Origin of the sequence: Dyadobacter psychrotolerans (assembly GCF_004349265.1) — a bacterium.
Classification (GTDB): Bacteria; Bacteroidota; Bacteroidia; order Cytophagales; family Spirosomataceae; genus Dyadobacter; species Dyadobacter psychrotolerans.
The window spans coordinates 51,078-71,584 of the sequence record NZ_SMFL01000020.1; the positions used below are offsets into that span (position 1 = coordinate 51,078).

Annotated in this window: 18 protein-coding genes; all 18 read left to right on the plus strand. The window is 41.4% G+C overall.

Going from position 1 to position 20,507, the window contains the following annotated elements:
- The first annotated feature begins 89 nt into the window (after positions 1-89).
- The 18 genes from E0F88_RS30705 to E0F88_RS30785 all read left to right on the plus strand — a co-directional run bounded on the left by E0F88_RS30705 (position 90) and on the right by E0F88_RS30785 (position 20,475).
- Complete coding sequence (locus E0F88_RS30705) at positions 90-2,156, plus strand: copper-translocating P-type ATPase (protein WP_131962162.1); 2,067 nt, start codon at positions 90-92, stop codon at positions 2,154-2,156.
- Between the two features lie 11 nt (positions 2,157-2,167).
- Positions 2,168-2,338, plus strand: a complete 171-nt coding sequence (locus E0F88_RS33855) for a hypothetical protein (protein WP_165940195.1) — start codon at positions 2,168-2,170, stop codon at positions 2,336-2,338.
- Between the two features lie 143 nt (positions 2,339-2,481).
- Complete coding sequence (locus E0F88_RS30710; RefSeq protein WP_131962163.1) at positions 2,482-4,746, plus strand: heavy metal translocating P-type ATPase; 2,265 nt, start codon at positions 2,482-2,484, stop codon at positions 4,744-4,746.
- Positions 4,747-4,801: 55 nt separating this feature from the next.
- Entirely contained in the window at positions 4,802-5,011 is a 210-nt protein-coding gene (locus tag E0F88_RS30715) for a heavy-metal-associated domain-containing protein (RefSeq protein ID WP_131962164.1), read from the plus strand.
- Positions 5,012-5,110: 99 nt separating this feature from the next.
- Positions 5,111-5,734 carry a DUF305 domain-containing protein gene (locus tag E0F88_RS30720; protein ID WP_131962165.1) on the plus strand — a complete coding sequence of 208 codons (624 nt, stop codon included), beginning with the start codon at positions 5,111-5,113 and terminating at the stop codon, positions 5,732-5,734.
- Between the two features lie 30 nt (positions 5,735-5,764).
- Positions 5,765-6,109: a four-helix bundle copper-binding protein gene (locus tag E0F88_RS35050; protein WP_082218009.1), complete on the plus strand. Its 345-nt coding sequence runs from the start codon at positions 5,765-5,767 to the stop codon at positions 6,107-6,109.
- 174 nt (positions 6,110-6,283) lie between these two features.
- Complete coding sequence (locus E0F88_RS30730; RefSeq protein WP_082218010.1) at positions 6,284-6,745, plus strand: hypothetical protein; 462 nt, start codon at positions 6,284-6,286, stop codon at positions 6,743-6,745.
- Positions 6,746-7,508: 763 nt separating this feature from the next.
- Complete coding sequence (locus E0F88_RS30735) at positions 7,509-7,892, plus strand: DUF6799 domain-containing protein (RefSeq protein ID WP_082218011.1); 384 nt, start codon at positions 7,509-7,511, stop codon at positions 7,890-7,892.
- A gap of 605 nt (positions 7,893-8,497) precedes the next feature.
- Positions 8,498-9,373, plus strand: coding sequence for a hypothetical protein (locus tag E0F88_RS30740; RefSeq protein ID WP_131962166.1), 876 nt, complete (start codon positions 8,498-8,500; stop codon positions 9,371-9,373).
- Between the two features lie 29 nt (positions 9,374-9,402).
- Positions 9,403-11,412 carry an FAD-binding oxidoreductase gene (locus tag E0F88_RS30745; protein WP_131962167.1) on the plus strand — a complete coding sequence of 670 codons (2,010 nt, stop codon included), beginning with the start codon at positions 9,403-9,405 and terminating at the stop codon, positions 11,410-11,412.
- Positions 11,413-11,435: 23 nt separating this feature from the next.
- The gene (locus E0F88_RS30750) at positions 11,436-12,197 is read left to right on the plus strand and encodes a hypothetical protein (protein WP_082218014.1); all 762 of its coding nucleotides are present in this window, start codon (positions 11,436-11,438) and stop codon (positions 12,195-12,197) included.
- Positions 12,194-12,964 carry a cytochrome c3 family protein gene (locus tag E0F88_RS30755; RefSeq protein ID WP_082218015.1) on the plus strand — a complete coding sequence of 257 codons (771 nt, stop codon included), beginning with the start codon at positions 12,194-12,196 and terminating at the stop codon, positions 12,962-12,964. Before E0F88_RS30750 ends, E0F88_RS30755 begins: the two co-directional genes overlap by 4 nt.
- A 689-nt stretch (positions 12,965-13,653) precedes the next feature.
- A complete protein-coding gene (locus E0F88_RS30760; RefSeq protein WP_082218016.1) occupies positions 13,654-13,869 on the plus strand; it encodes an SHOCT domain-containing protein in 216 nt (71 codons plus the stop codon).
- Positions 13,870-14,282: 413 nt separating this feature from the next.
- A complete protein-coding gene (locus E0F88_RS30765) occupies positions 14,283-15,665 on the plus strand; it encodes an NAD-dependent succinate-semialdehyde dehydrogenase (protein ID WP_082218017.1) in 1,383 nt (460 codons plus the stop codon).
- Between the two features lie 371 nt (positions 15,666-16,036).
- Positions 16,037-16,618, plus strand: coding sequence for a hypothetical protein (locus E0F88_RS30770; RefSeq protein WP_131962168.1), 582 nt, complete (start codon positions 16,037-16,039; stop codon positions 16,616-16,618).
- A gap of 39 nt (positions 16,619-16,657) precedes the next feature.
- Positions 16,658-16,969 (plus strand): hypothetical protein, encoded by a 312-nt coding sequence (locus tag E0F88_RS30775; protein ID WP_082218019.1) that lies wholly within the window; start codon positions 16,658-16,660, stop codon positions 16,967-16,969.
- A 603-nt stretch (positions 16,970-17,572) separates the two neighbouring features.
- Positions 17,573-19,894, plus strand: a complete 2,322-nt coding sequence (locus E0F88_RS30780) for a multicopper oxidase domain-containing protein (protein WP_131962169.1) — start codon at positions 17,573-17,575, stop codon at positions 19,892-19,894.
- A gap of 68 nt (positions 19,895-19,962) precedes the next feature.
- Positions 19,963-20,475 carry a class I SAM-dependent methyltransferase gene (locus tag E0F88_RS30785; protein WP_131962170.1) on the plus strand — a complete coding sequence of 171 codons (513 nt, stop codon included), beginning with the start codon at positions 19,963-19,965 and terminating at the stop codon, positions 20,473-20,475.
- The last annotated feature ends 32 nt before the right edge of the window (positions 20,476-20,507 follow it).

A 20,507-nucleotide genomic window follows, 5' to 3' on the forward strand; every position in this document is an offset into this window, starting at 1 on the left:
AACAAGGTTAACGGGCAGACCAGAGATGTTACTGCGGCTGCCCGCTCTAAATCCGTTCAAGGTTCCAGTTTTTAAACAAAATCAAATCAATGGAAAATCACCACCACCACGAGCATCATCCCAAAAAGGCAGCGGAAACCATGCCTTCTATGACTGGATCTTCCCATGAGCACCACGCACCCACTGCGCAAGCTGATGAGCATAGTGACCATGACAAGCATGCAGGACATCACACCGAAGATTTTTTAAAGCGCTTCTGGATTTGTCTGGCCATCACAGTGCCGATCCTTTTGCTATCGCATATGATCCAGCAGTGGGCAGGATTTAGCTGGACGTTTGCAGGTGATCAATATGTGCTTTTAGCACTAAGTACGATTATATACTTTTACGGGGGCTGGCCGTTTCTTACGGGCCTTGTCAGGGAGCTAAAAAGCAAAACCCTGGGTATGATGACCCTGGTGGCGGTTGCGATTACTACTGCGTATGTGTATAGTGTAGCCGTGGTTTTTGGACTGGAAGGGATGGACTTTTTTTGGGAGCTCGCTACTCTGATTGATATCATGCTGATCGGGCATTGGCTGGAAATGAAATCGCAGATGGCAGCTTCGCAGGCCTTAGAATCGCTGGTTGCTTTGCTTCCTTCAATGGTCCATGTTGAAAAAAATCATCAGGTAACTGACATCCCATTAAAAGATCTTCGCAGCGGTGATATATTACTTGTCAAACCCGGCGAAAAGGTTCCGGCCGATGGATTGATCCTGGAAGGTAGTTCTTATGTGAACGAAAGCATGCTCACCGGGGAGAGCGTGCCCGTCCAAAAGCAGAAAGACGATAAAGTAATTGGCGGAGCAATCAACGGCGATGGTGTTTTGAAAGTCCATGTTACCGGTGCAGGCAATGAGACTTATCTGCAAAAGGTGATCAACATGGTCAAGACCGCTCAGGGCGCAAAATCAAATACACAGAACCTGGCTGATAAAGTGGCCGGGTGGTTAACGCTCGTTTCCATTACCGTTGGCGTAGTCACTTTTATTGTCTGGTATACAAGTGGGCAGAGTTTAGCATTTGCCTTGGAAAGAATGGTTACGGTCATGGTCACATCCTGCCCGCATGCGTTAGGGGTTGCCATCCCATTGGTTATAGCCATTTCGACTACCCTATCTGCAACGCATGGTCTTTTGATACGCAACCGTACCGCTTTTGAAAATGCCCGTAACCTTACCACGATCATTTTCGATAAAACAGGCACATTGACCAAAGGCTCCCATGAAATACAACAGATCATACCAATTGACGAGCAGTTATCAACAGATCAGATTTTGCAGTATGCGGCGGCAATTCAGCAAAACTCCGAACATCATATTGCTCATGGGGTCATGCGCAAGCTAAACGAAAAAGGCTTGCAGCTCTGGGTATCAACCGATTTCAATTATATGCAAGGCATTGGTGTGAACGGTACCGTAGATGGCAAGAAAGTGGTAGCAGCCGGACCTAATTATTTCAAGCAGGAAAACAAGCCGGTGCCCACTATTCCCGACCAGGTTGATCAGGCGACCGACACGGTGAACTTCATACTTGTTGATGGCAAACTGGTTGGCTTGATCACCTTCGCCGATAGCATCCGCGAAAATGCAGCCCAGGCTATCGCTGAACTGAAAAAGATGAACATTAAAACCTTTCTTCTTACAGGGGACAATGAGAAAATTGCGGAAGCAGTCAGCGCGAAGCTGAATATGGATGGATACCTGGCAAATGTGCTGCCCCATGAAAAGCAAGACAAGGTAAAAGAGTTTCAAAATAAAGGTGAGATTGTTGCCATGACCGGTGATGGGGTTAATGATGCTCCTGCACTCGCGCAGGCAGATGTTGGCATTGCTGTTGGTTCAGGGACGGATGTGGCAGCTGAAACCGCCGATATTATCCTGGTAAACAGCGACCCGATGGATGTAGTACAAATGATCACCTTCGGCAGGGCTACTTACAGAAAAATGGTACAAAACCTGGCTTGGGCAATCGGTTATAACGTCATAGCAATCCCGTTGGCTGCCGGTGTGCTATATCCCTCTTTTATGTTAAGCCCTGCGATGGGAGCAGTCCTGATGAGTGCATCCACGATCGTGGTTGCCATTAATGCAAAGCTACTTAGGGTAAATTAAATGCTATGGTTATGACAAATCAACAATTTGATGAGTTTGTTAAGAACAGGCTGGAATCTTTCCGGCCTGTTTACCTGCACAGGGACTGGCTTGATTTAAATGAGCGGCTGGAAAGACATCGAAATAAAATGCCAAGGTCATCCTACACAGCCGGTCGCACTAAAGCAAAGCGGTCAAGGTAAGATCAGCAGCATTTCTCAGTAAGTTGGCTGCACTAAACGTCTTCTGATGAAGTTGAATTCACAAAACTATGTACATCTCATAGCTAATTGTGTAATAAAATCTTATGTGCTCCAGCTTAATTTTGTATAAATAAATTAAGACAATGGAGGCACTTATTTTCGATAAATCAAGCATTAAAAAAGCTTCAAATAAATATATAAAGAAAACCTTTCCAGTTCTGGGAATGACCTGCGCAGCATGCGCGGTAAGTGTGGAAAGCATGCTTAAATCTGCCAAGGGAGTCCAGGACGCAGGCGTGAACTATGCAAATCAGACAGCTTGGGCTGAGTATGACGGTGAAACGGTTAAACCCGTTGACTTGCAAAGCCTAATCCGTTCTGTGGGCTATGATTTGATTGTTGATTCCGAGGATCCGCAGCAAGAGCAGCAAGATGCTCAGCTCAGGCACTATAAGGAGTTAAAAAAACGTACATTCTGGGCTGCCCTCCTTTCTTTCCCAATTGTCATAATTGGAATGTTTTTCATGGACACAATGCCTTACGGGAATTGGATCATGATGGCATTGTCAGCGCCCATTGTATTTTACCTAGGACGCAGCTTTTTTATTAATGCCTTTAAACAGGCTAAATATGGTAAAGCGAACATGGATACGCTCGTTGCTTTAAGTACCGGGATTGCATTTGTGTTTAGTGCATTTAACACCATCTATCCTGAGTTCTGGCATAACAGAGGTTTGCATGCTCACGTATACTATGAGGCGGCAGCTGTGGTCATTGCATTTATTTCTTTGGGAAAATTGTTGGAAGAAAAAGCCAAGTCCAATACTTCATCTGCAATCAAAAAGTTAATCGGCCTGCAGCCTAAAACTGTTAGGGCTATCGTCAATGGTATAGAGCAGGAAATACCGATATCGGCAGTAAAAGTCAATGATATCTTATTAGTCAGACCTGGTGAAAAAATCCCGGTTGATGGCCTTGTAACAGATGGAAGATCATTTGTGGATGAGAGCATGATTAGCGGGGAGCCTGTGCCTATAGAAAAAAGTCAGGGAGAACAAGTCTTTGCCGGGACAATCAATCAGAAGGGTAGCTTTCAATTTAAAGCCCAAAAAGTAGGAGGTGATACGATCCTTGCCCAGATCATCAAGATGGTGCAAGAAGCCCAGGGAAGTAAAGCGCCTGTTCAAAAGCTTGTGGACAAGATTGCCGGTATTTTCGTGCCAGTCGTGATCGGTATCGCTGCGCTGACATTTTTGATCTGGATGCTGGTTGGATCAGAAAACGCTTTTACACACGCACTACTCACTTCTGTAACGGTGCTGGTCATCGCTTGCCCTTGCGCACTCGGGCTTGCCACCCCTACCGCAATCATGGTAGGTATTGGGAAAGGCGCAGAAAATAACATCCTGATTAAAGATGCTGAAAGCCTTGAATTAGGCCATAAAGTAAATGCGGTTATCCTGGATAAAACAGGTACGATTACTGAGGGTAAACCCGTTGTAACGGACATTTCCTGGACTGCAAACAGTGGTGATCCAAGTTTATACAAGCAAATCCTGCATGCTATGGAAGCTCAATCTGAGCACCCGTTGGCAGAAGCGGTGGTAGCAAGTCTCAAAGATGAAAATGCCAAGGCTCTGCGTCTGGATAAATTTGAAAGTATAACCGGTTTGGGAGTAAGCTCATCTTATCAGGGAAACCAATACTTTATCGGCAACCACAAACTGATGGAGCTGAATAATATCAGCATAAACAATCAGCTTTCCCTTGAAGCAGAAGGATGGCAGCAGCAGGCCAAAACAGTGATTTTCTTCGCAGACTCCCGACACGTTATGGCAATCATTGCCATAGCCGATAAAATCAAACTTACTTCCCGCCAGGCCATTGAAACGCTAAAAAACCGGGGTATCCAGGTTTATATGCTCACCGGTGACAATAAACAAACCGCAGCTGCGGTAGCAGAGCAAGTAGGTTTGAAACACTATAAAGCAGATGTGATGCCTTCGCAGAAAGCAGAATTCGTAAAACAGCTGCAAGCAGAAGGAAAAATTGTAGCTATGGTTGGCGACGGGATCAATGATAGTCATGCCTTGGCGCAGGCAGATGTTAGCATTGCGATGGGTAAAGGATCAGAGATTGCTATGGACGTAGCAAAAATGACGTTAATCACTTCTGATTTGAACATGGTACCCAAAGCATTAAAGCTTTCTGCTAAAACAGTCAAAACTATAAAGCAAAACCTTTTCTGGGCTTTTATCTACAACCTGATCGGTATACCTCTTGCAGCAGGGCTGTTATACCCCGTTAACGGGTTTTTACTAGACCCAATGATTGCAGGAGCAGCAATGGCGCTGAGCTCTGTTTCGGTTGTAAGCAATAGTTTGAGGTTAAAAACAGCAAAGATTTAGTATCAATAAACAAGTTTGAGCGTAGAATTACACATAATTTTAAATAAACAAATCAATGGAAACTCTAAAATTTAAAACCAATATTAAATGCGGTGGATGTGTGGCACAAGTTACACCTGGCTTAAACGAAAGCGCAGGGACGGGTAACTGGGAAGTGGATATTAATAATCCAGAAAAGATTTTAACGGTAACTGTCGACGGAAATGAGGACAATATCATCTCCGCAGTAAAAGGGGCGGGCTTTGCCATCGAGAAGGTTAATTAGGGTTCTTTTTTAGGGTGCCATCATTGTGCTAATGGCATAGTTTTTTAAGATAATTTGTCTGATTATCAGGCAAATTATTCTTTTATTAAACGACAACCCATGAAGACAATCTTCAAAATGTTAGGACTTGCGGTAGTAATGGCTTTGGCCACAGCATGTTCTGACGATAATGACGATGATAAAATCACAATTCAGGCGCACGATCAAAACCAGATGATGACGGTGATGCATGATATGATGGCCGAAATGGAAACGATGAAAGTAACCCAGGATCCCGACATTGACTATGCTACTATGATGAAAATGCATCATATGGGTGCAATAGAGATGGCTGAATTAGAGTTAAAATCTGGAAGCAACAGTGAAATGAAAGCTATGGCGCAAGCCATAATTGATGCTCAGCAAAAGGAGATTGCTACCCTAGACTCATTTCTTGCCAGCGCTACGCCTACAACAATGAATATGGAGTTCCATATGAAAATGATGGAAGGAATGGAGCGTATGGAAAAACAGTCAGATCTTCAGATCATCAATGGCAGCATAGACCAGGATTTTGCCACATTAATGATTGGGCATCATCAAAGTGCCACGGAAATGGCTCAAATGCAATTATTAATGGGTAAAAGTGCTCAGCTGAAAACCTTATCAACGATGATTATTGAGGAACAAAACAAGGAAATTGCAGCGTTCCAGGCATTTTTACTAGCGAACAGAAGTAAATAATTTTTCATATAAAAATAAAAAAAATACCTTATGGCACATCAACAATTCAAAGACTGTATTGATGCCTGTGTGGCATGTGCAGTAGCTTGCAGCCACTGTGCAACAGAGTGCTTAAAAGAAGAACATGTAGCCCATATGGCCAAATGTATCCAGCTTGATCTGGAATGTGCTGCTATTTGCCGCAGCGCGGCAGAAGTAATGAGTTTGGGAAGTAGTTTCAGTGCACACCTATGCAGGGTTTGTGCAGACGTTTGTAAAGCATGTGCCGAAGAATGCGAAAAGCACGCTGAAATGGGTATGGATCACTGCCGGCAATGTGCAGAAGCTTGCCGACGGTGCGCTGAAGCGTGTGAGGAGATGGCCACACCGGTGTAAGGAAGATATTTTATCGAAAAAGTATAACGGATAATCAGTAATGGTTATCCGTTTTTATTTTGGATGATACGGCAATTTGGTTGGATTCCGATCATATTAAAAACTGATCCTTGTCATGTTTATATACTGTATTTTGAGGTAGATTTGTTGAAATCGTAAATATCTGATAATCAAATGAAAACGCAACAATTTATTCTTTTTTTAGCATTTCTTCTTTTTTTAGCTGGAAATGGCTCTTATGCACAAAATTACAAAATGCCAGTACCTTCTATTGATGCAACTGGAAAGATTACTGATGCAAAAGGAAAACACATTGGCTGGGTTACCAGTGATGGGATAATCAAAGATGCAGCAGGAGTAAAAATCGCCCACATCGACGATGCCGGGAATGCAATCGATGCCATAACAGGAAAAACCTCGGGCAAAGCCGCAAAAAACGGCACTTACCTTTATCATGTAAAAAGCGGGGCCATTGACAGCTTAACAGTATCTATCCCTATGAATGGGATATGCGAAGTCAAAGATACAAGTGGAAAAACCGTGCTTTTGGTTCATGAAAATTATAAGCAGTATGGAGCCTGCGCGATGCATTGTCTTCAGATGAAAAGCGCGCACAAAGATATGAAGATGAAATGATTGAAAGTTTGTGATATTTGCCACACCCACATTCAGGTCAGGGATCAGTTTATTAATATGTTAATTGTCTGATAATTAACATATTAACATTTTTCCCGTGAATGGATCGTGTAATAATTAAACTAAAAAAATGTGTTAAATATCATGCAGCATAATAACCAGAATTTTGCAAAGGATATTGGACTTAGTCCAATAGTTTAGACAATATGTGATATATACAACCTTTAAACAGGCTTTTGCAATATTTTTAAAAACAAGCGCACCGATCTTTAACCCATAGTAAATCTAATCATAGTTGCAAAGAAACCTTAGAAGAGAGTTTAAAAACTAAAAAAATGGAAATAGATAATGGTTTCAATTTTTGGAGCAATGCATTTCATGATTTGTGTGGATAGTACTTTTTTCTGGGAGTTTTTGCAGCTCCATACATTATCCCGGTCAGCAAAGTAAGAAAGATTTCCCCTTGATATTTTGAGGAAGCGATTCGGATAAACTTATAAATAGATGCAAAAACTAACAATGTTATTTTTAGCCTTTACTTTCAGTTTAGGCGTAATTGCACAGAATCTGGGAATGGTCATGATAATTTAAACAATAATTCTTCCTACTCAATAACAGAAATCCTTTTGGGAGTAATTTTAATTGTAGTAGTCATCGCATTGGTGATGCGAAGTTTTAATAGTTCCAGAATTGGAAAATAATTGTCGAGTTGTCAAAGAAATAGTAAAATAATTTATTTAAACAGGCAACCATTTACAAAACTATGGAAGCCACAACTTATAAAAAGATGAAAAATTTACTGATGTTAATTATAGCTCTTGCTTTAAGTACCACAGCATTCTCCCAGGCGAAAATGGGCGAAAAAATGAAAATGAATCACAAAATGGACATGAAGAAAGACCACATAATGATGAAGGATGGGCGAATGAAGATGATGAAAAATGGCGAAGAAATTCCTATGGATAAAGAAATGACAATGCAAAATGGTACGAAGGTGATGGCGGACGGGATGTATACAAACAAAGATGGTGCAACAATGACAATGAAGAATGGTGATATGATGGACATGGAAGGAATGATAAGCAAGATGCCATTGAAGGGAAAATCAACCAGGAAAGGTAGAATGGGCAAAATGAAGATGCAGTAATAGAAGAGTTGGAGCAAGGTTCCGTTATAAGTTTACGGTGTCAAAAAATAAAAATGGATAAAGGTGTGCCCATAGCATTTTGAAGGAATACCATTGAAAGAGATCATAATCTTAAGAACATGCTTATTGATAAGCAAAAGCAAAATGGAAGCACCAAAATTTAAATTAAGAATACAATACTGATGATACCTTTTCAATTAGTACGGTTATGTTTGCCCATGATGACAAAACGGATATAACATAAAGTTGGACGAAGAGAAACACGAGATAGACGTCAAGAAATACCATGTAATGATGACCAAATGAGGATGGAAAAAATGGTATATACCTTTAACATCTCAAATGCGGAGCTACTTATAGCTTAACTGTTTCTACTCCAATGAATGGAACTTGTGAAGTCAAAGATAAAAATGGAAAATAGTTCCTCAGGTCCATGGGAACTACAAACAGTATGGTGCCTGCGCGTTGTCTTCAAATGAAAAATGAACATAATGATATGGAAATGAATTGACACCAAGTGAGTAATTAAGTGAAAGGTATCGTATACAATGCAAATTTAATTTTTCGAAACTCATAGTATTTTAAAACAGATAAAAATCATCATTATGGAAACATCAATTTCAATAAGCCGTATTTCTTTTGGTACAGGTTGTAGACTATTTATAAAGAGTAAAAGCACAGGTTTATCATCAATGGTGGGCTTCATCATTATTTTATTTGCGTCTGCTTCCATCATTGGCTGTAATGGTAGCAATACTAATAATAATGTAAAAACAGACTCTACTGTACAATCTGAAGTGCAAAGGAATGAGGATGGCACTGAAAGAATTTATCAGGGAATGGAAATGATTAAATCCGGCAACGAACTGGTTAACAAAGGGGAAAAAGCCAATGATAAGTCAATGATAGATAATGGGATGGCTGAAATGGATAAGGGAATGCAAATGGTAAAAGCCGGACAAAGTACCATGAATAGGCCTGAACATGAAAATGAAGATATGGATGATAAAATGGCAATGGGTGATAGCATAAAAAAGACAGCAGGAAAAGATATGGATATGAGTGATAACGGAATGAATATGATTCATCAGGGATTAGACGTAGCTAAGTCTGGCAAAATGATTACCCAGCATGCACTAAAAAACAAGGATAAGCCGATGATGCAAACCGGCATGAGTATGATGGATAAAGGTATGGCGATGATTACCATGGGTAAAGAAATGATGGGAAAAGACAGCAACGTTATGGCCGATAAACCCATGTCTGATGATATGGATATGATGGATAAAGGCATGGATATGATGGATATGGGCAAAGGTATGACCAGCAAAGCTATGGGACCAGCAGATAAGCCCATGATGGATGATGATATGGATAAGGGTATGGATATGATGGACAAGGGCATGGACATGATGGGAATGGGCGCAGATAAAATGAAAAAAGACAAAAAACCAATGCCTATGAAGGATGATGATATGTAATTTTAATAGACGACCATAAATATTCTACGATGAATTTGTTCCGTTGTATCATTTTTACTGCTCTTTTCTGCATAATTTTTACTGTTTTTGCATTTTCCGCTATTGCACAAACTGCTGATGAGCATGCAGGCCACCATCCCGACAAAGTAGCAGCAGATACTGCTGCTTCAATGAATAAGATGGCAAATGCAAAAGATGCCAGCGGTGCCACGAAGGATATAGGTGCTGGTAAGAAAGCCAGTGGAATGGGGGCAGGCATGGGCGATATGATGAAGGATATGGGCAAGCCTACCAATAAGGAAATGTATCCTACACTGATGCAGGCAAATGAGCTCACCCCGGAAAAACGTATTGAAATAAACCAGTTAGCAAATAAGCAAATTACCGAAGGTAATGCTTTGCTGGATATAGGTTTAAAACAACTTTCAGGTGCCACCCGGTTGCAGGATATGGAGGCTATCAAAGAAGCAAACCAACAGATGCACCGCGGACAAATGATGCTGGAAAGCGGCCTGGAAGGCCAGCGGGCATTAGCAGAAAGTATAGACCCACGCCTTACAGCTTTACAATGGTTTAACAGGGAAATGAACCTTAATGCCATCGAAAATGCAAAAAAGCACAGTTTTATGGGGCTTTCCTGGTTTCATTACATCACCATGTTTTTGCTCACCGCGTTTGCAGTAACGATGGTTTGGATGTATTTCCACAAAATGAAACGTGCCAATGCACTTGTTGAAAAATTATCGGGCAATCCAAAAGAGGATGTACCACCACCAGGTTCGGATAAATCAGGTGCAGCATCTGCCGCAGATAAACCGGGCACTATTCCGACTGCTTCCCCTGCTGATAAAGCCGGAGCACCACCTGCTGTAAATCCCGATAGTGCACCATCAAAACCAAATTCATGGACAGGTACTTTGCTTGTTGCAGAAATTTTTTTAGAAACGCCCAATGTAAAAACTTTCCGCCTTACAGAACCAGGAGGTAAAAAAATCCCCTTTAATTTCCTGCCCGGCCAGTTCATTACAGTAACCATTAATCCAGCGGGTGTACCTGTAAAACGTTCGTATACGATTGCTTCCTCGCCCACACATACAGAATATTGCGAAATAACGGTTAAGCACGAAGAGAAGGGAACGGTTTCGCATTATATGCACAACGAAGTTCATATTGGAGAATTAATGCAGTTTACCGGGCCCTCTGGCAAATTCACTTTTACAGAAACACATGCAGACAGCGCTGTATTCATTGGTGGTGGCGTAGGATTAACGCCAATGATGAGTGCCGTCCGTTATTTGACAGACCGCTCCTGGAAAGGTGAAATTTATTTTTTCTTTACATGTAAGAATGAAAGCAGTATTATTTTTCGAGAAGAACTATTATACCTGCAAAAACGCTACTCTAATTTACATGTGTTTTTTGTACTTAGCCAACAACAAGGCGAGGCCGGGGTTGACTTTATCCCCGGTCATATTACTAAAGAAATAATAACAGAACGAGTGCCGGATATTATATCCCGTATGATTCACATTTGCGGGCCAAAACCCATGATGGATGCGGTAAAATTGATGATGGATGCGTTAAAAGTGCCTAAGGAAAATGTGATGGTAGAGGTATTTGCCGGCCCGCCACCAGCAGCTAAAACGCCGATACAACCAACTGGTGCTCCTGTAAAACCACCAGAGGGAAGTGAAGCAGCGCAGCCAGCTGCCACACCTGAAGAAGGAAAAGCTGCGGTGTCCCAGAATAAAGAACCTGCTTCACCTGAGCAAGATAAGGGTGGGGTGGTCACGTTTGTCAAATCAAATAAAACAGCAGTACTTACAGCGGATAAGTCGGTACTCGAAGCATCGGAAGAGGCCGGCGTTAACATCGATTATTCCTGCCGCGTTGGAACATGCGGTGTGTGCAAAATAAAGTTGATTTCAGGTATGGTGACCATGGCCGTAGAAGATGCATTGACAGAGGAGGATAAGGCGGAAAATATAATTTTGGCTTGTCAGGCAAAGGCAACCGAAGCTGTTTCAGTTGATGCTTAAATTTTTACGAAAGGAATACATAAATGAAACGGGAACGCACCATCATGGTCTCCATGCTTATACTACAACTTATTTTGTGGTTAGGCTTTTTGGTGCATCAGTCTCCACGGTTTGCAGGTAGCCTTACCGGTGGCATACTGGCAATTACAGCCGCTTTGCTGATGATTGTGCCGCCTCTTTTATATTCAGCCACCAAACGGATACCTTTTTTTAAAGAAAAAATTACAAAGCGTATTTCAATGGGCACATTACTTACCTGGCATGTTTATACAAGCATCGTTGGTGCCATTCTTGCTATACTCCACACGGGCCACCGATTCGAAAGCAATCTTGGTATATGGCTTACCGTAATGATGATGCTTACGGTATTAAGTGGTTTTACAGGAAGGTATTTTCTTAGTTATTCATCAAAAGAAGTCAATGAGAAACAAGCTGAACTCAACCTTTTGGCTACGCAATACAACCAGTTAATTAATGAGATAGGTAAGCAACCAGAATCAGGGGCGAGTCATGTTGTCTCCAATAATTTGATAAGCCGTGCCTTCAACAGCTTTGTAGGCACTCAGGGTATTGCTACAGATCCTAAATCCCTGCTATCGCACCGGGCTTTGCTTTTGACTGAGTCCATTGCGGATCTTGAATATGCTATTAAAACACACGAATTACTAAAACGAAGAACAGCCCGATGGTTAAAAATCCATATCATCACATCTTCTGCGTTTTATATTTTACTGATACTGCATATTTGGTCAGCCATTTATTTTGGGTTAAGATATCTTAGATGAAAAAATTAATTGGCATACTTATTCTTATATTTTACATAGCGGTAGTTTCTCACTACGGTAATTTTGATTTTACAGAAAAAAATAGCTGGCAAGCACAAGCAAGTCCAGGTAAATTGTCTTCTGCCCATGAAATGCTTTCAGCCAATTGTGCAACCTGCCACACGGCTACAATGGGTGTCGACAATGCAAAATGTATCACCTGCCATGGCGATAACAAGGCCTTACTAGAGCGGCAGCCCACTGCTTTTCACGGTGTGATCGGCAATTGTTCCTCCTGTCATATTGAACACCAGGGCCCAGATGCGAATTTGCGGGTGATGGACCACGAGGCAATGGCGCTTCTTGGTGAAAAAATAATTGGCGATGAAAAAAAATCTTTTCAGTTAGATGAATCAATCATACCGGCTGACCACCCGCTGGTTTCAGATCAGATTGCAAAACTTAATTGTGCCACCTGCCACGGCACAAAAGATAAGCATCTTGGTTTGATGGGCAATAATTGTGCATCCTGCCATGCCGCTACCCAGTGGACAATTCCTGAGTTCCAGCATCCGTCGGTACTTTCTATTAATTGTTCCCAATGCCACCAGGCTCCGCCGAGCCACTATATGATGCACTTCGAAATGGTTTCTAAAAAGGTTGCCGCCCGAAGTGATGAAAAAGGGAACGGTTGTTGCGAAGCTGTTTTAGTTAATCAATGTTATTCTTGCCATAAAACAACTTCATGGAATGATATCCAGGGAGTGGGTTTTTATAAACACCATTAAAACACATTGAATAAGCATCTGCTATACTTCATAAAACCAATGAAATGAAAATAATCGACTATAGTCAAATGCTAATCGATGGCCAATGCTATCTGAGCTTTATGGCGCTGTGGATGCGCCAATGCTAGGAAAAAGCCTAATGTAAAAAGCGGTATTGAAAAAATCGAAGGCACCATTGGTAAGCCCTGAAATTGCTGCTGCTATTTTGCTTTTTAGCATCAAATAAGCAAGCTTTATCAATGGCACTGTTCTGGTGGTAGATGGAGGAAGGGTGCAGGTATATAATCAATAGCAAAGGTCTGTTTAATAACAACCTTAGTTTACAATGAACAAAGCACTTTCGCTGTAACCGTGACTTGTATCCGTTCTCTCATTTTTATATCAGTAAATTATGCAACTTAAACCCAAAGGTATGTAAGATTATTCGTATCAATAAGAGGAACTTTGCTATGAAGGGAAAACCACTTATGAGGATTGATTAAATACATAGGTATGGATACCGGGTTGTAAAAAAATAAAATTGAGGATTGTCATTTCCAAACATGACCACTATCATAAAGCGCTGAAAGAAGAGGTTCTACTTTTAATCAAATTTAAATAGCTTGTTTTGAAGTGGTTACAATAACTGCTTCCATCTATTCCGTTTAAAGACTTCTCATAGTTAATCTTCTAATTTTAAAAACAAAAAAATGTATAACAGCGGTTATCAGTTCGTGGGAATGCACTTTATATGGTGGTTCATTTGGCTAGGATTAATTTTCTGGATTTTTGCTACGCCTTACAATATTCCAGGTCAGCGAAAAAAGAAAGATACTCCTCTTGACATTTTGCAGAAGCGTTTCGCTTCAGGACAAATAACAAAGGAAGAATACCAGGAGCATAAAAAAATTTTGCGGGTAGTTTAACCATATTAAATAACTGCAACAAATCTATCTGTTAAAGATAAATGATTTTCTTTTAAACCGGTAACCATCAGGTTTAGCTGTGGAAATGTATGAAGAAGCTACTGCCTTTCATTGCTGCCTTTTCTTTAAGTTCATGTGTAATATTTGCCCAAGAACACAGAATGGAGAAAATAGGCAAAAGGATTTGGTCTAAAATGATTTAAATGATAAACAGTTGTGAGCATATCCCTAATTGTGCTGACCGTTTCGGCATTTGTCTTCTTTACCGGCCTTTCTGTTATGGCAAAGCATAACTAGCCCCTAGTTTTTGCACAGTCTCACGGTGTTAAAAAATTGTTCTTCTGTGCGATTCAAAAAATGAATACGAGAAGGCAAAGAACTTGAAATATTAATCAAACTAAAAAGAAATAAACATGTCTATTCAAACAATTAATCCCACAACAAACCTTGCGCTCAAGACTTTTGAAGAAATGACAGAGGAGGCAGTGGATGCTGCTGTAGCACAAGCCTTAACAGCATTTGGCGACTGGAAAAGAACCACTTACGAGCAACGTGCCCGTTTATTGCACAAGGTAGCTGACTTGATGCGCGAAAAAAAAGAAGCATTGGCAACAACAATCACTTTGGAGATGGGCAAACTCATCTCCCAGGCGGAAGCTGAAATAGTTTTAAGTGCTGATATTTTTGATTACTACGCCGACAATGGTGCCGTCTTTCTCGCCGATAAAAATCTTAGCCCCGAACATGGAAAAGCGTTTATCCGCCACAGCCCAGTAGGTGTGCTGTTAGGTGTAGAACCGTGGAACTTTCCATATTACCAGGTGGCCCGTTTTGCCGCGCCTAACATAATGATAGGCAATACAGTGCTGGTAAAACATGCGTCCATCGTGCCTCAATGCGCCATCACCATAGAAGAATTGTTCAAAGAAGCGGGTGCCGCACCGGGCATTTATACCAACCTTTTGATATCAGGCAGCCGCGCTTCGGTATTAGTGCGCGATAAAAGAATTAAAGGGGTTTCCCTTACTGGCAGCGAGGAAGCGGGGGCAAGCGTAGCATCTGAAGCCGGCAAAAATTTAAAAAAATCTGTTCTTGAATTGGGGGGAAGCGACGCCTTTATCATATTGGAAGATGCCGATATTGAAAAGACAGTTGAATGGGCAGTTGTGGGTAGAATGAATAATAACGGGCAATGTTGTGTGGCATCTAAACGGTTTATTGCCGTAGAAGCTGTGGCCGACGAGTTCCTGGAACGATTCAAAAACCGGTTGTCTAATATAGTGGTCGGCGACCCAATGGACAAGACTACTGAATTAGGACCCCTGAGTAGTGAAGGCGCAGCAGTACAGTTAGCCGACCAGGTCAAGCGGGCTGTAGATGCAGGAGCAAAAGTATTGATAGGTGGCAAGCGTGTTGACCGCCCTGGCGCTTTTATGCAACCTACTATTCTCACCGATATTAAACCAGGCAATCCTGCATATCTGGAAGAGTTGTTTGGACCGGTTGCCTCTTTTTACCGCGTCAAAAATGAGCAGGCTGCTATTGACCTTGCTAATGACTCACCATTTGGTTTAGGCGGTTCTGTTTTCACGCAAGACATTGAACGAGGCCAGCGGGTGGCTGACCAGATTGATACCGGAATGGTTTTCATTAATCACCCTACATGGACACAAGCTGATTTGCCTTTTGGGGGCACCAAGCGTTCAGGTTACGGACGTGAGTTATCAGAGTTAGGTATTGATGAATTTGTAAACAAAAAACTTATTCGCACAAGCGAACTAACCGACCCTTTTTAATAATCTCTAAATAGCGCTGTTATTCATTTCAAAGCTATTTATTTCCTGCTGAATAGAACCATAAAAGTCCACGGGAGTGATATATGGATGCTTGACAGACAAACAAATGTCGGTGCTAAAAAATAAACAAGAAAACGACTTTTGTTCTTTTATTACAATTAGAGCAGAAGCTGATGCGGCTGAAAAAGAATTTTTTAAGTAGGATTTTTATGTACCAGGAAATGTCACTTTAATCATCGTTGCGTCGCACTCTTGTGCATTTTGTATAACAGGCAGCAATGAACATTTACCAGAGCGAACCAAATGACATTCAACGGTACGCAAAATCGCCAATGATGCTTTCCCATGTTGAATTTGAATAATGAAAATGTATGTGTGTTGTAGAAATGCTATCGCGATTAATTAAAATTCGAAAGAATTGGCAATTGTTTCTTTTAGCTGCCATGATAATAAATAACCAACAACTGTCTGCGCAAGCACTAAAAGCGACTAATCCGCCAATGTATTTTCTGAATACAGGAGTGTTTTTTTCACCCTCAATGGAGGATACTTATTTCAGTCCGGCATTGGATGTAGAAACGGGATTTTGGAAAATGAACAACAAGAATTTTTTTAGCTGGGGCGCTTCTGCTGAGGTTTGGCACTTTAGCAGTATAATGTATGGATTAAATAATCCAACCATAAAGAATAATACTGATGCTTTTATTAATCTGAATGGGATGTTTTATTATGATAACAAGATCATCACTCCATATGTGATGCCAACCTTTTCTTTTGTTTCAGATTTTAAAGATGTTGGTATTGCCGCAGGAATTGCCTTGGGGCTAACTCACAAAACAAGCAAAAGGTTAGAAACCTTCATACAAGCGAAATCAATCAGATTTTCTAAACCACTCAATTATCTGAACATGAATTTTATTATGATTGGACTATCTTTAAAATTATCAGAATGAATTATACGGCGAACACCAGGGCATTGTTTAAAGAGAGTAATGAATATTAATTTTTTCTATAACAAATTCTGGAACCACGGTCCGGCGAGAAATTTTTGGAAGTTGGACCGGGTCCCGGCATTCAGGCGCTGCCCTGTAGCGGAGGCTTTGCTACCGGGAGGTACACTCGATGTTCTGGATATACAGCGGAAGATGCTGATGCACTTGACCACCTGGCAACAAAAAGGCACGTTATCAACATACGGGCAAAGTTTGGAGATGCGTAAAATACCGCTTTATCAGGATGCCGTATTTAATGCTGTGTACATGATAGGAACCCTCGGGGAAATTCCGGATCAGCCCGTGCGCTGATGGGTTTCTCCGGCTACTAAAACCGGACGGGCGACTTTATAACAAGCGAAGTTATTATTGACACGGATTTTATATCTCTTGCTGCCTCTAAAAAAGAAGGCATGTGAGGCGGGCTTTGCGTATGAGCGGAGTAGCGACCAACCATTTCTTATTTCGCAAGATTTAGGCGGAAAGACAGAGGTACTTTAATGCCACGAGACAATATGAAATTCATTTATATGAGCCCGGCCTTATTGCTGCCATGAAGCAGCCAATGCATCGCACTCTTGTACAGAAGGTTCAACCACTCACCATTGCAAAGCATTACTAAGCAAACTGATGTATGAATAGAAACAGGCTTATCAAAGATTTAAGCTATGAGTTAGTTGTGAGCTTACGTGAGGGGATTGCTTCATAAGTTTTTGAAACAAGTTCGTTTGAAAATGATGAGAAAAGCGGTGCAAGTACAAGTGAGTGACACAACGATGTTTAATTGAAAAACAAATGACTGACCCAGAAGTTCAGGTAAACAAAATAGGTTCAGCTTTGCAAAAATTTATCAGGCTTGAAGGGTAAATGAAGTAGCAATAAGGCAACTGGTAACAACAACATAAAGGTTACACAATGAAAAAGATACTTTTAATAGCCGCAGTAATGACAATATATTCTGCTACATTTTCGCAGGATATGAAAGGTATGGACATGCCAAAACCTAAGGAAAAAGGAAGTGATAACATGGATGGTATGAACATGCCAAAAACAGCAACATTAAAAGTTCCCGGTAAAGCCGTAGCCTACTATCTTGATGTTACCGATACGCTTGTAACTTTTGCAAAAGGAAAATTAAAACCCGCCATTGCCATTAACGGCACCATACCTGCACCTACGTTATATTTTACTAAAGGCGATACGGCTATTATTCATGTTCGAAATTTGATGAAAGAGGAAACATCTATTCACTGGCATGGCTTGCTTTTGCCCAACGAGGCAGACGGCGTTCCTTATCTGACTACTCCACCGATTGAGCCAGGCAGTACCTATACATTTTCGTTTCCTGTTATTCAAAACGGCACGTACTGGTATCATTCGCACACTGCGCTTCAGGAGCAGGTAGGTCTTTATGGAGGTATCGTTATCTATCCCGCAGACAAGATGGCTCAAAAAGAAAAAGTGATTTTGTTCTCTGACTGGACTAACGAAGACATGTCAACCGTTGTGCGTTCGCTGAAGGCGGGTTACGAATGGTATGGCATTAAAAGAAACTCCGTGCAAAGCTGGGGTGAAGCATTGGTAAAAGGATACTTAGGCGATAAGGCAAAACAAGAATGGGGACGCATGCCGCCGATGGATGTATCCGATGTGTATTACAACGCCTTTCTTGCCAACGGACGGCAATCAAGCGAGTACCCGGAATTTAAACCGGGCGAAACAATTTTACTAAGGCTTATCAATGGCGCTGCCGGTTCTTATTTTAACATACAATTTGCTGGTGGCCCAATGACAGTCGTTGCTGCGGATGGTATTGATGTAAGGCCAGTAAAAATTGATAAGATTGATTTTCCTATTGCTGAAACGTATGATGTGCTCATTACCATTCCTGCGGAAGGCGCTTATGAATTAAGGGCTACGGCTGCTGATATTTCAGGCTATAGTTCGGTTTATTTTGGAAGTGGTAAAAAGGTGGCTGCACCCAACATTCCTGCGCTGGATTATTTTGCTATGTTAAGGGAAAGAAACAAAATGGATATGGCTGGTTCTGGTAAAAAAGGAACCTCCATGGAAGGCATGGACATGGGCAATGAAGATAAAAAAAGTAGCTCAGTGCCCGGCATGGATATGAGGAAGAAAGAGGACGAGGTAACGAAAATGGATGGTATGGATATGGGCTCAAAAAAAGAAGCTACTGCTGCAACGGAAAAATCAGACATGGCTGGCATGAAGATGGACAACGGTAAAAGTGCTGGCACGCTTACTTACGATATGCTGCGCTCCATACAGCCAACTGCATTTGATGAAAATCTATCAGTACGTACGGTTCCCTTAACGCTTACCGGCAACATGATACGCTACATCTGGTCGTTTGATGATAAGCCTCTTTCTAAATCCGATAACATCATGATAAAAAAGGGTGAGGTAGTGAGGTTCAAAATGTTTAACAACACGATGATGCGGCATCCAATGCACCTGCACGGGCACTTCTTCCGTTTAATAAATGCACAGGGCGATTACTCACCACTCAAGCACACGTTCGATATACAACCGATGGAAACAGTCACCATCGAGTTTTTAGCCAATGAAGAAAAAGACTGGTTCTTTCATTGTCATATTTTATATCATTTGGTTGCCGGCATGGCTCGCATTGTAAGCTACGAAGGCTCGGAGCAAAATGAGTTTGCAAAAACCGGTTACAAAGAGCTGAAAAAAGAAGACAATGCAATTTACAAGTGGGGCGATTTAAATGTGCTGTCCAATGGGGCCTTTCTCGAAAGCTTTGTATCCAATAATAAAACCCAGTTTCGTTTTGAAGGGCGGGTAAACTGGAAGGGTAATTTCGAAACGGAAGCCCACTTGTTGCGATTTATTGACAAACAGGATTATTTCGCCGCTTTTATAGGCTATGATTATCGTAGGAATAAAGAAGTGATCACAGATCCAAAAGACAAATTGAATACAAAAGACAACCGTAGGCAATTTGAAGTCGGCTTAATATATCTCTTGCCCTTTTTTGTTGAAGCCGAAGTCCGGGCAGATCCGACGGGCCGCTTCCGGGCACAGTTGCAACGAAGGGATATGCCCATTACTACAAGAATATTTTTTGATGGTAAGATAAATACTGACAAAGAATATTTAATGGGGCTCCGGTATTTTTTCAGCCGCACATTTTCAATCAGTGCTTTGTATGATAGTGATTACGGAGTTGGTGCGGGTATAAGCATTCGTTATTAATCACAAATTATTTAGTACATATCATGAAAGTATATGCTTAAATTAATGAAAATAGCGTTCCCGACATAATGGTGGACACTTTACTAGATCTGCGTTATGAAAACCTAATTGTTCTCGACATTTCGGGGGAAGCGTTGGAACGTGCGAAAGAGCGGCTAGGAGCGGCTGCCAACAGGGTGCAGTGGGTCGTTAGTAACATTACAGAATACAAACCTACTGATCCTTTTGAGTTATGGCACGATTGGGCAGCCTTTCATTTTCTTACAACTACCGAAGAAACTAATTCATATTTGTCGCTAGTTGAGCAAAGCATTTTATCGGGGGGCTATTTATCGATAGCTACCTTTTCCGACAACGGCCCCACGTCGTGCAGCGGTTTGCCGGTTCATCGGTATTCTATGGACGAATTGACTAACCAATTCAGCAGGAAATTTAAAAAAACTCCATTGTATAGAAGACGACCACTCAACCCCGTCCTGCATTTTGCAAAGATTTACTTTTTGCCAATTTCAGAGGATATAAGGTCATCTATAAACACTTTACTTGTTAAAAACGTCACTTTGGTGAGTAGTTCATTCTGACCTGCGAATCTGCGATGCCACCTTCCTAGAAT

Excerpts from the sequence above, each read along its gene's own strand:
- E0F88_RS30705 (WP_131962162.1), top strand. The coding sequence starts at position 90 with ATGGAAAATCACCACCACCACGAGCATCATCCCAAAAAGGCAGCGGAA.
- E0F88_RS33855 (WP_165940195.1), top strand. The coding sequence starts at position 2,168 with ATGACAAATCAACAATTTGATGAGTTTGTTAAGAACAGGCTGGAATCT.
- E0F88_RS30710 (WP_131962163.1), top strand. The coding sequence starts at position 2,482 with ATGGAGGCACTTATTTTCGATAAATCAAGCATTAAAAAAGCTTCAAAT.
- E0F88_RS30715 (WP_131962164.1), top strand. The coding sequence starts at position 4,802 with ATGGAAACTCTAAAATTTAAAACCAATATTAAATGCGGTGGATGTGTG.
- E0F88_RS30720 (WP_131962165.1), top strand. The coding sequence starts at position 5,111 with ATGAAGACAATCTTCAAAATGTTAGGACTTGCGGTAGTAATGGCTTTG.
- E0F88_RS35050 (WP_082218009.1), top strand. The coding sequence starts at position 5,765 with ATGGCACATCAACAATTCAAAGACTGTATTGATGCCTGTGTGGCATGT.
- E0F88_RS30730 (WP_082218010.1), top strand. The coding sequence starts at position 6,284 with ATGAAAACGCAACAATTTATTCTTTTTTTAGCATTTCTTCTTTTTTTA.
- E0F88_RS30735 (WP_082218011.1), top strand. The coding sequence starts at position 7,509 with ATGGAAGCCACAACTTATAAAAAGATGAAAAATTTACTGATGTTAATT.
- E0F88_RS30740 (WP_131962166.1), top strand. The coding sequence starts at position 8,498 with ATGGAAACATCAATTTCAATAAGCCGTATTTCTTTTGGTACAGGTTGT.
- E0F88_RS30745 (WP_131962167.1), top strand. The coding sequence starts at position 9,403 with ATGAATTTGTTCCGTTGTATCATTTTTACTGCTCTTTTCTGCATAATT.
- E0F88_RS30750 (WP_082218014.1), top strand. The coding sequence starts at position 11,436 with ATGAAACGGGAACGCACCATCATGGTCTCCATGCTTATACTACAACTT.
- E0F88_RS30755 (WP_082218015.1), top strand. The coding sequence starts at position 12,194 with ATGAAAAAATTAATTGGCATACTTATTCTTATATTTTACATAGCGGTA.
- E0F88_RS30760 (WP_082218016.1), top strand. The coding sequence starts at position 13,654 with ATGTATAACAGCGGTTATCAGTTCGTGGGAATGCACTTTATATGGTGG.
- E0F88_RS30765 (WP_082218017.1), top strand. The coding sequence starts at position 14,283 with ATGTCTATTCAAACAATTAATCCCACAACAAACCTTGCGCTCAAGACT.
- E0F88_RS30770 (WP_131962168.1), top strand. The coding sequence starts at position 16,037 with ATGTGTGTTGTAGAAATGCTATCGCGATTAATTAAAATTCGAAAGAAT.
- E0F88_RS30775 (WP_082218019.1), top strand. The coding sequence starts at position 16,658 with ATGAATATTAATTTTTTCTATAACAAATTCTGGAACCACGGTCCGGCG.
- E0F88_RS30780 (WP_131962169.1), top strand. The coding sequence starts at position 17,573 with ATGAAAAAGATACTTTTAATAGCCGCAGTAATGACAATATATTCTGCT.
- E0F88_RS30785 (WP_131962170.1), top strand. The coding sequence starts at position 19,963 with ATGGTGGACACTTTACTAGATCTGCGTTATGAAAACCTAATTGTTCTC.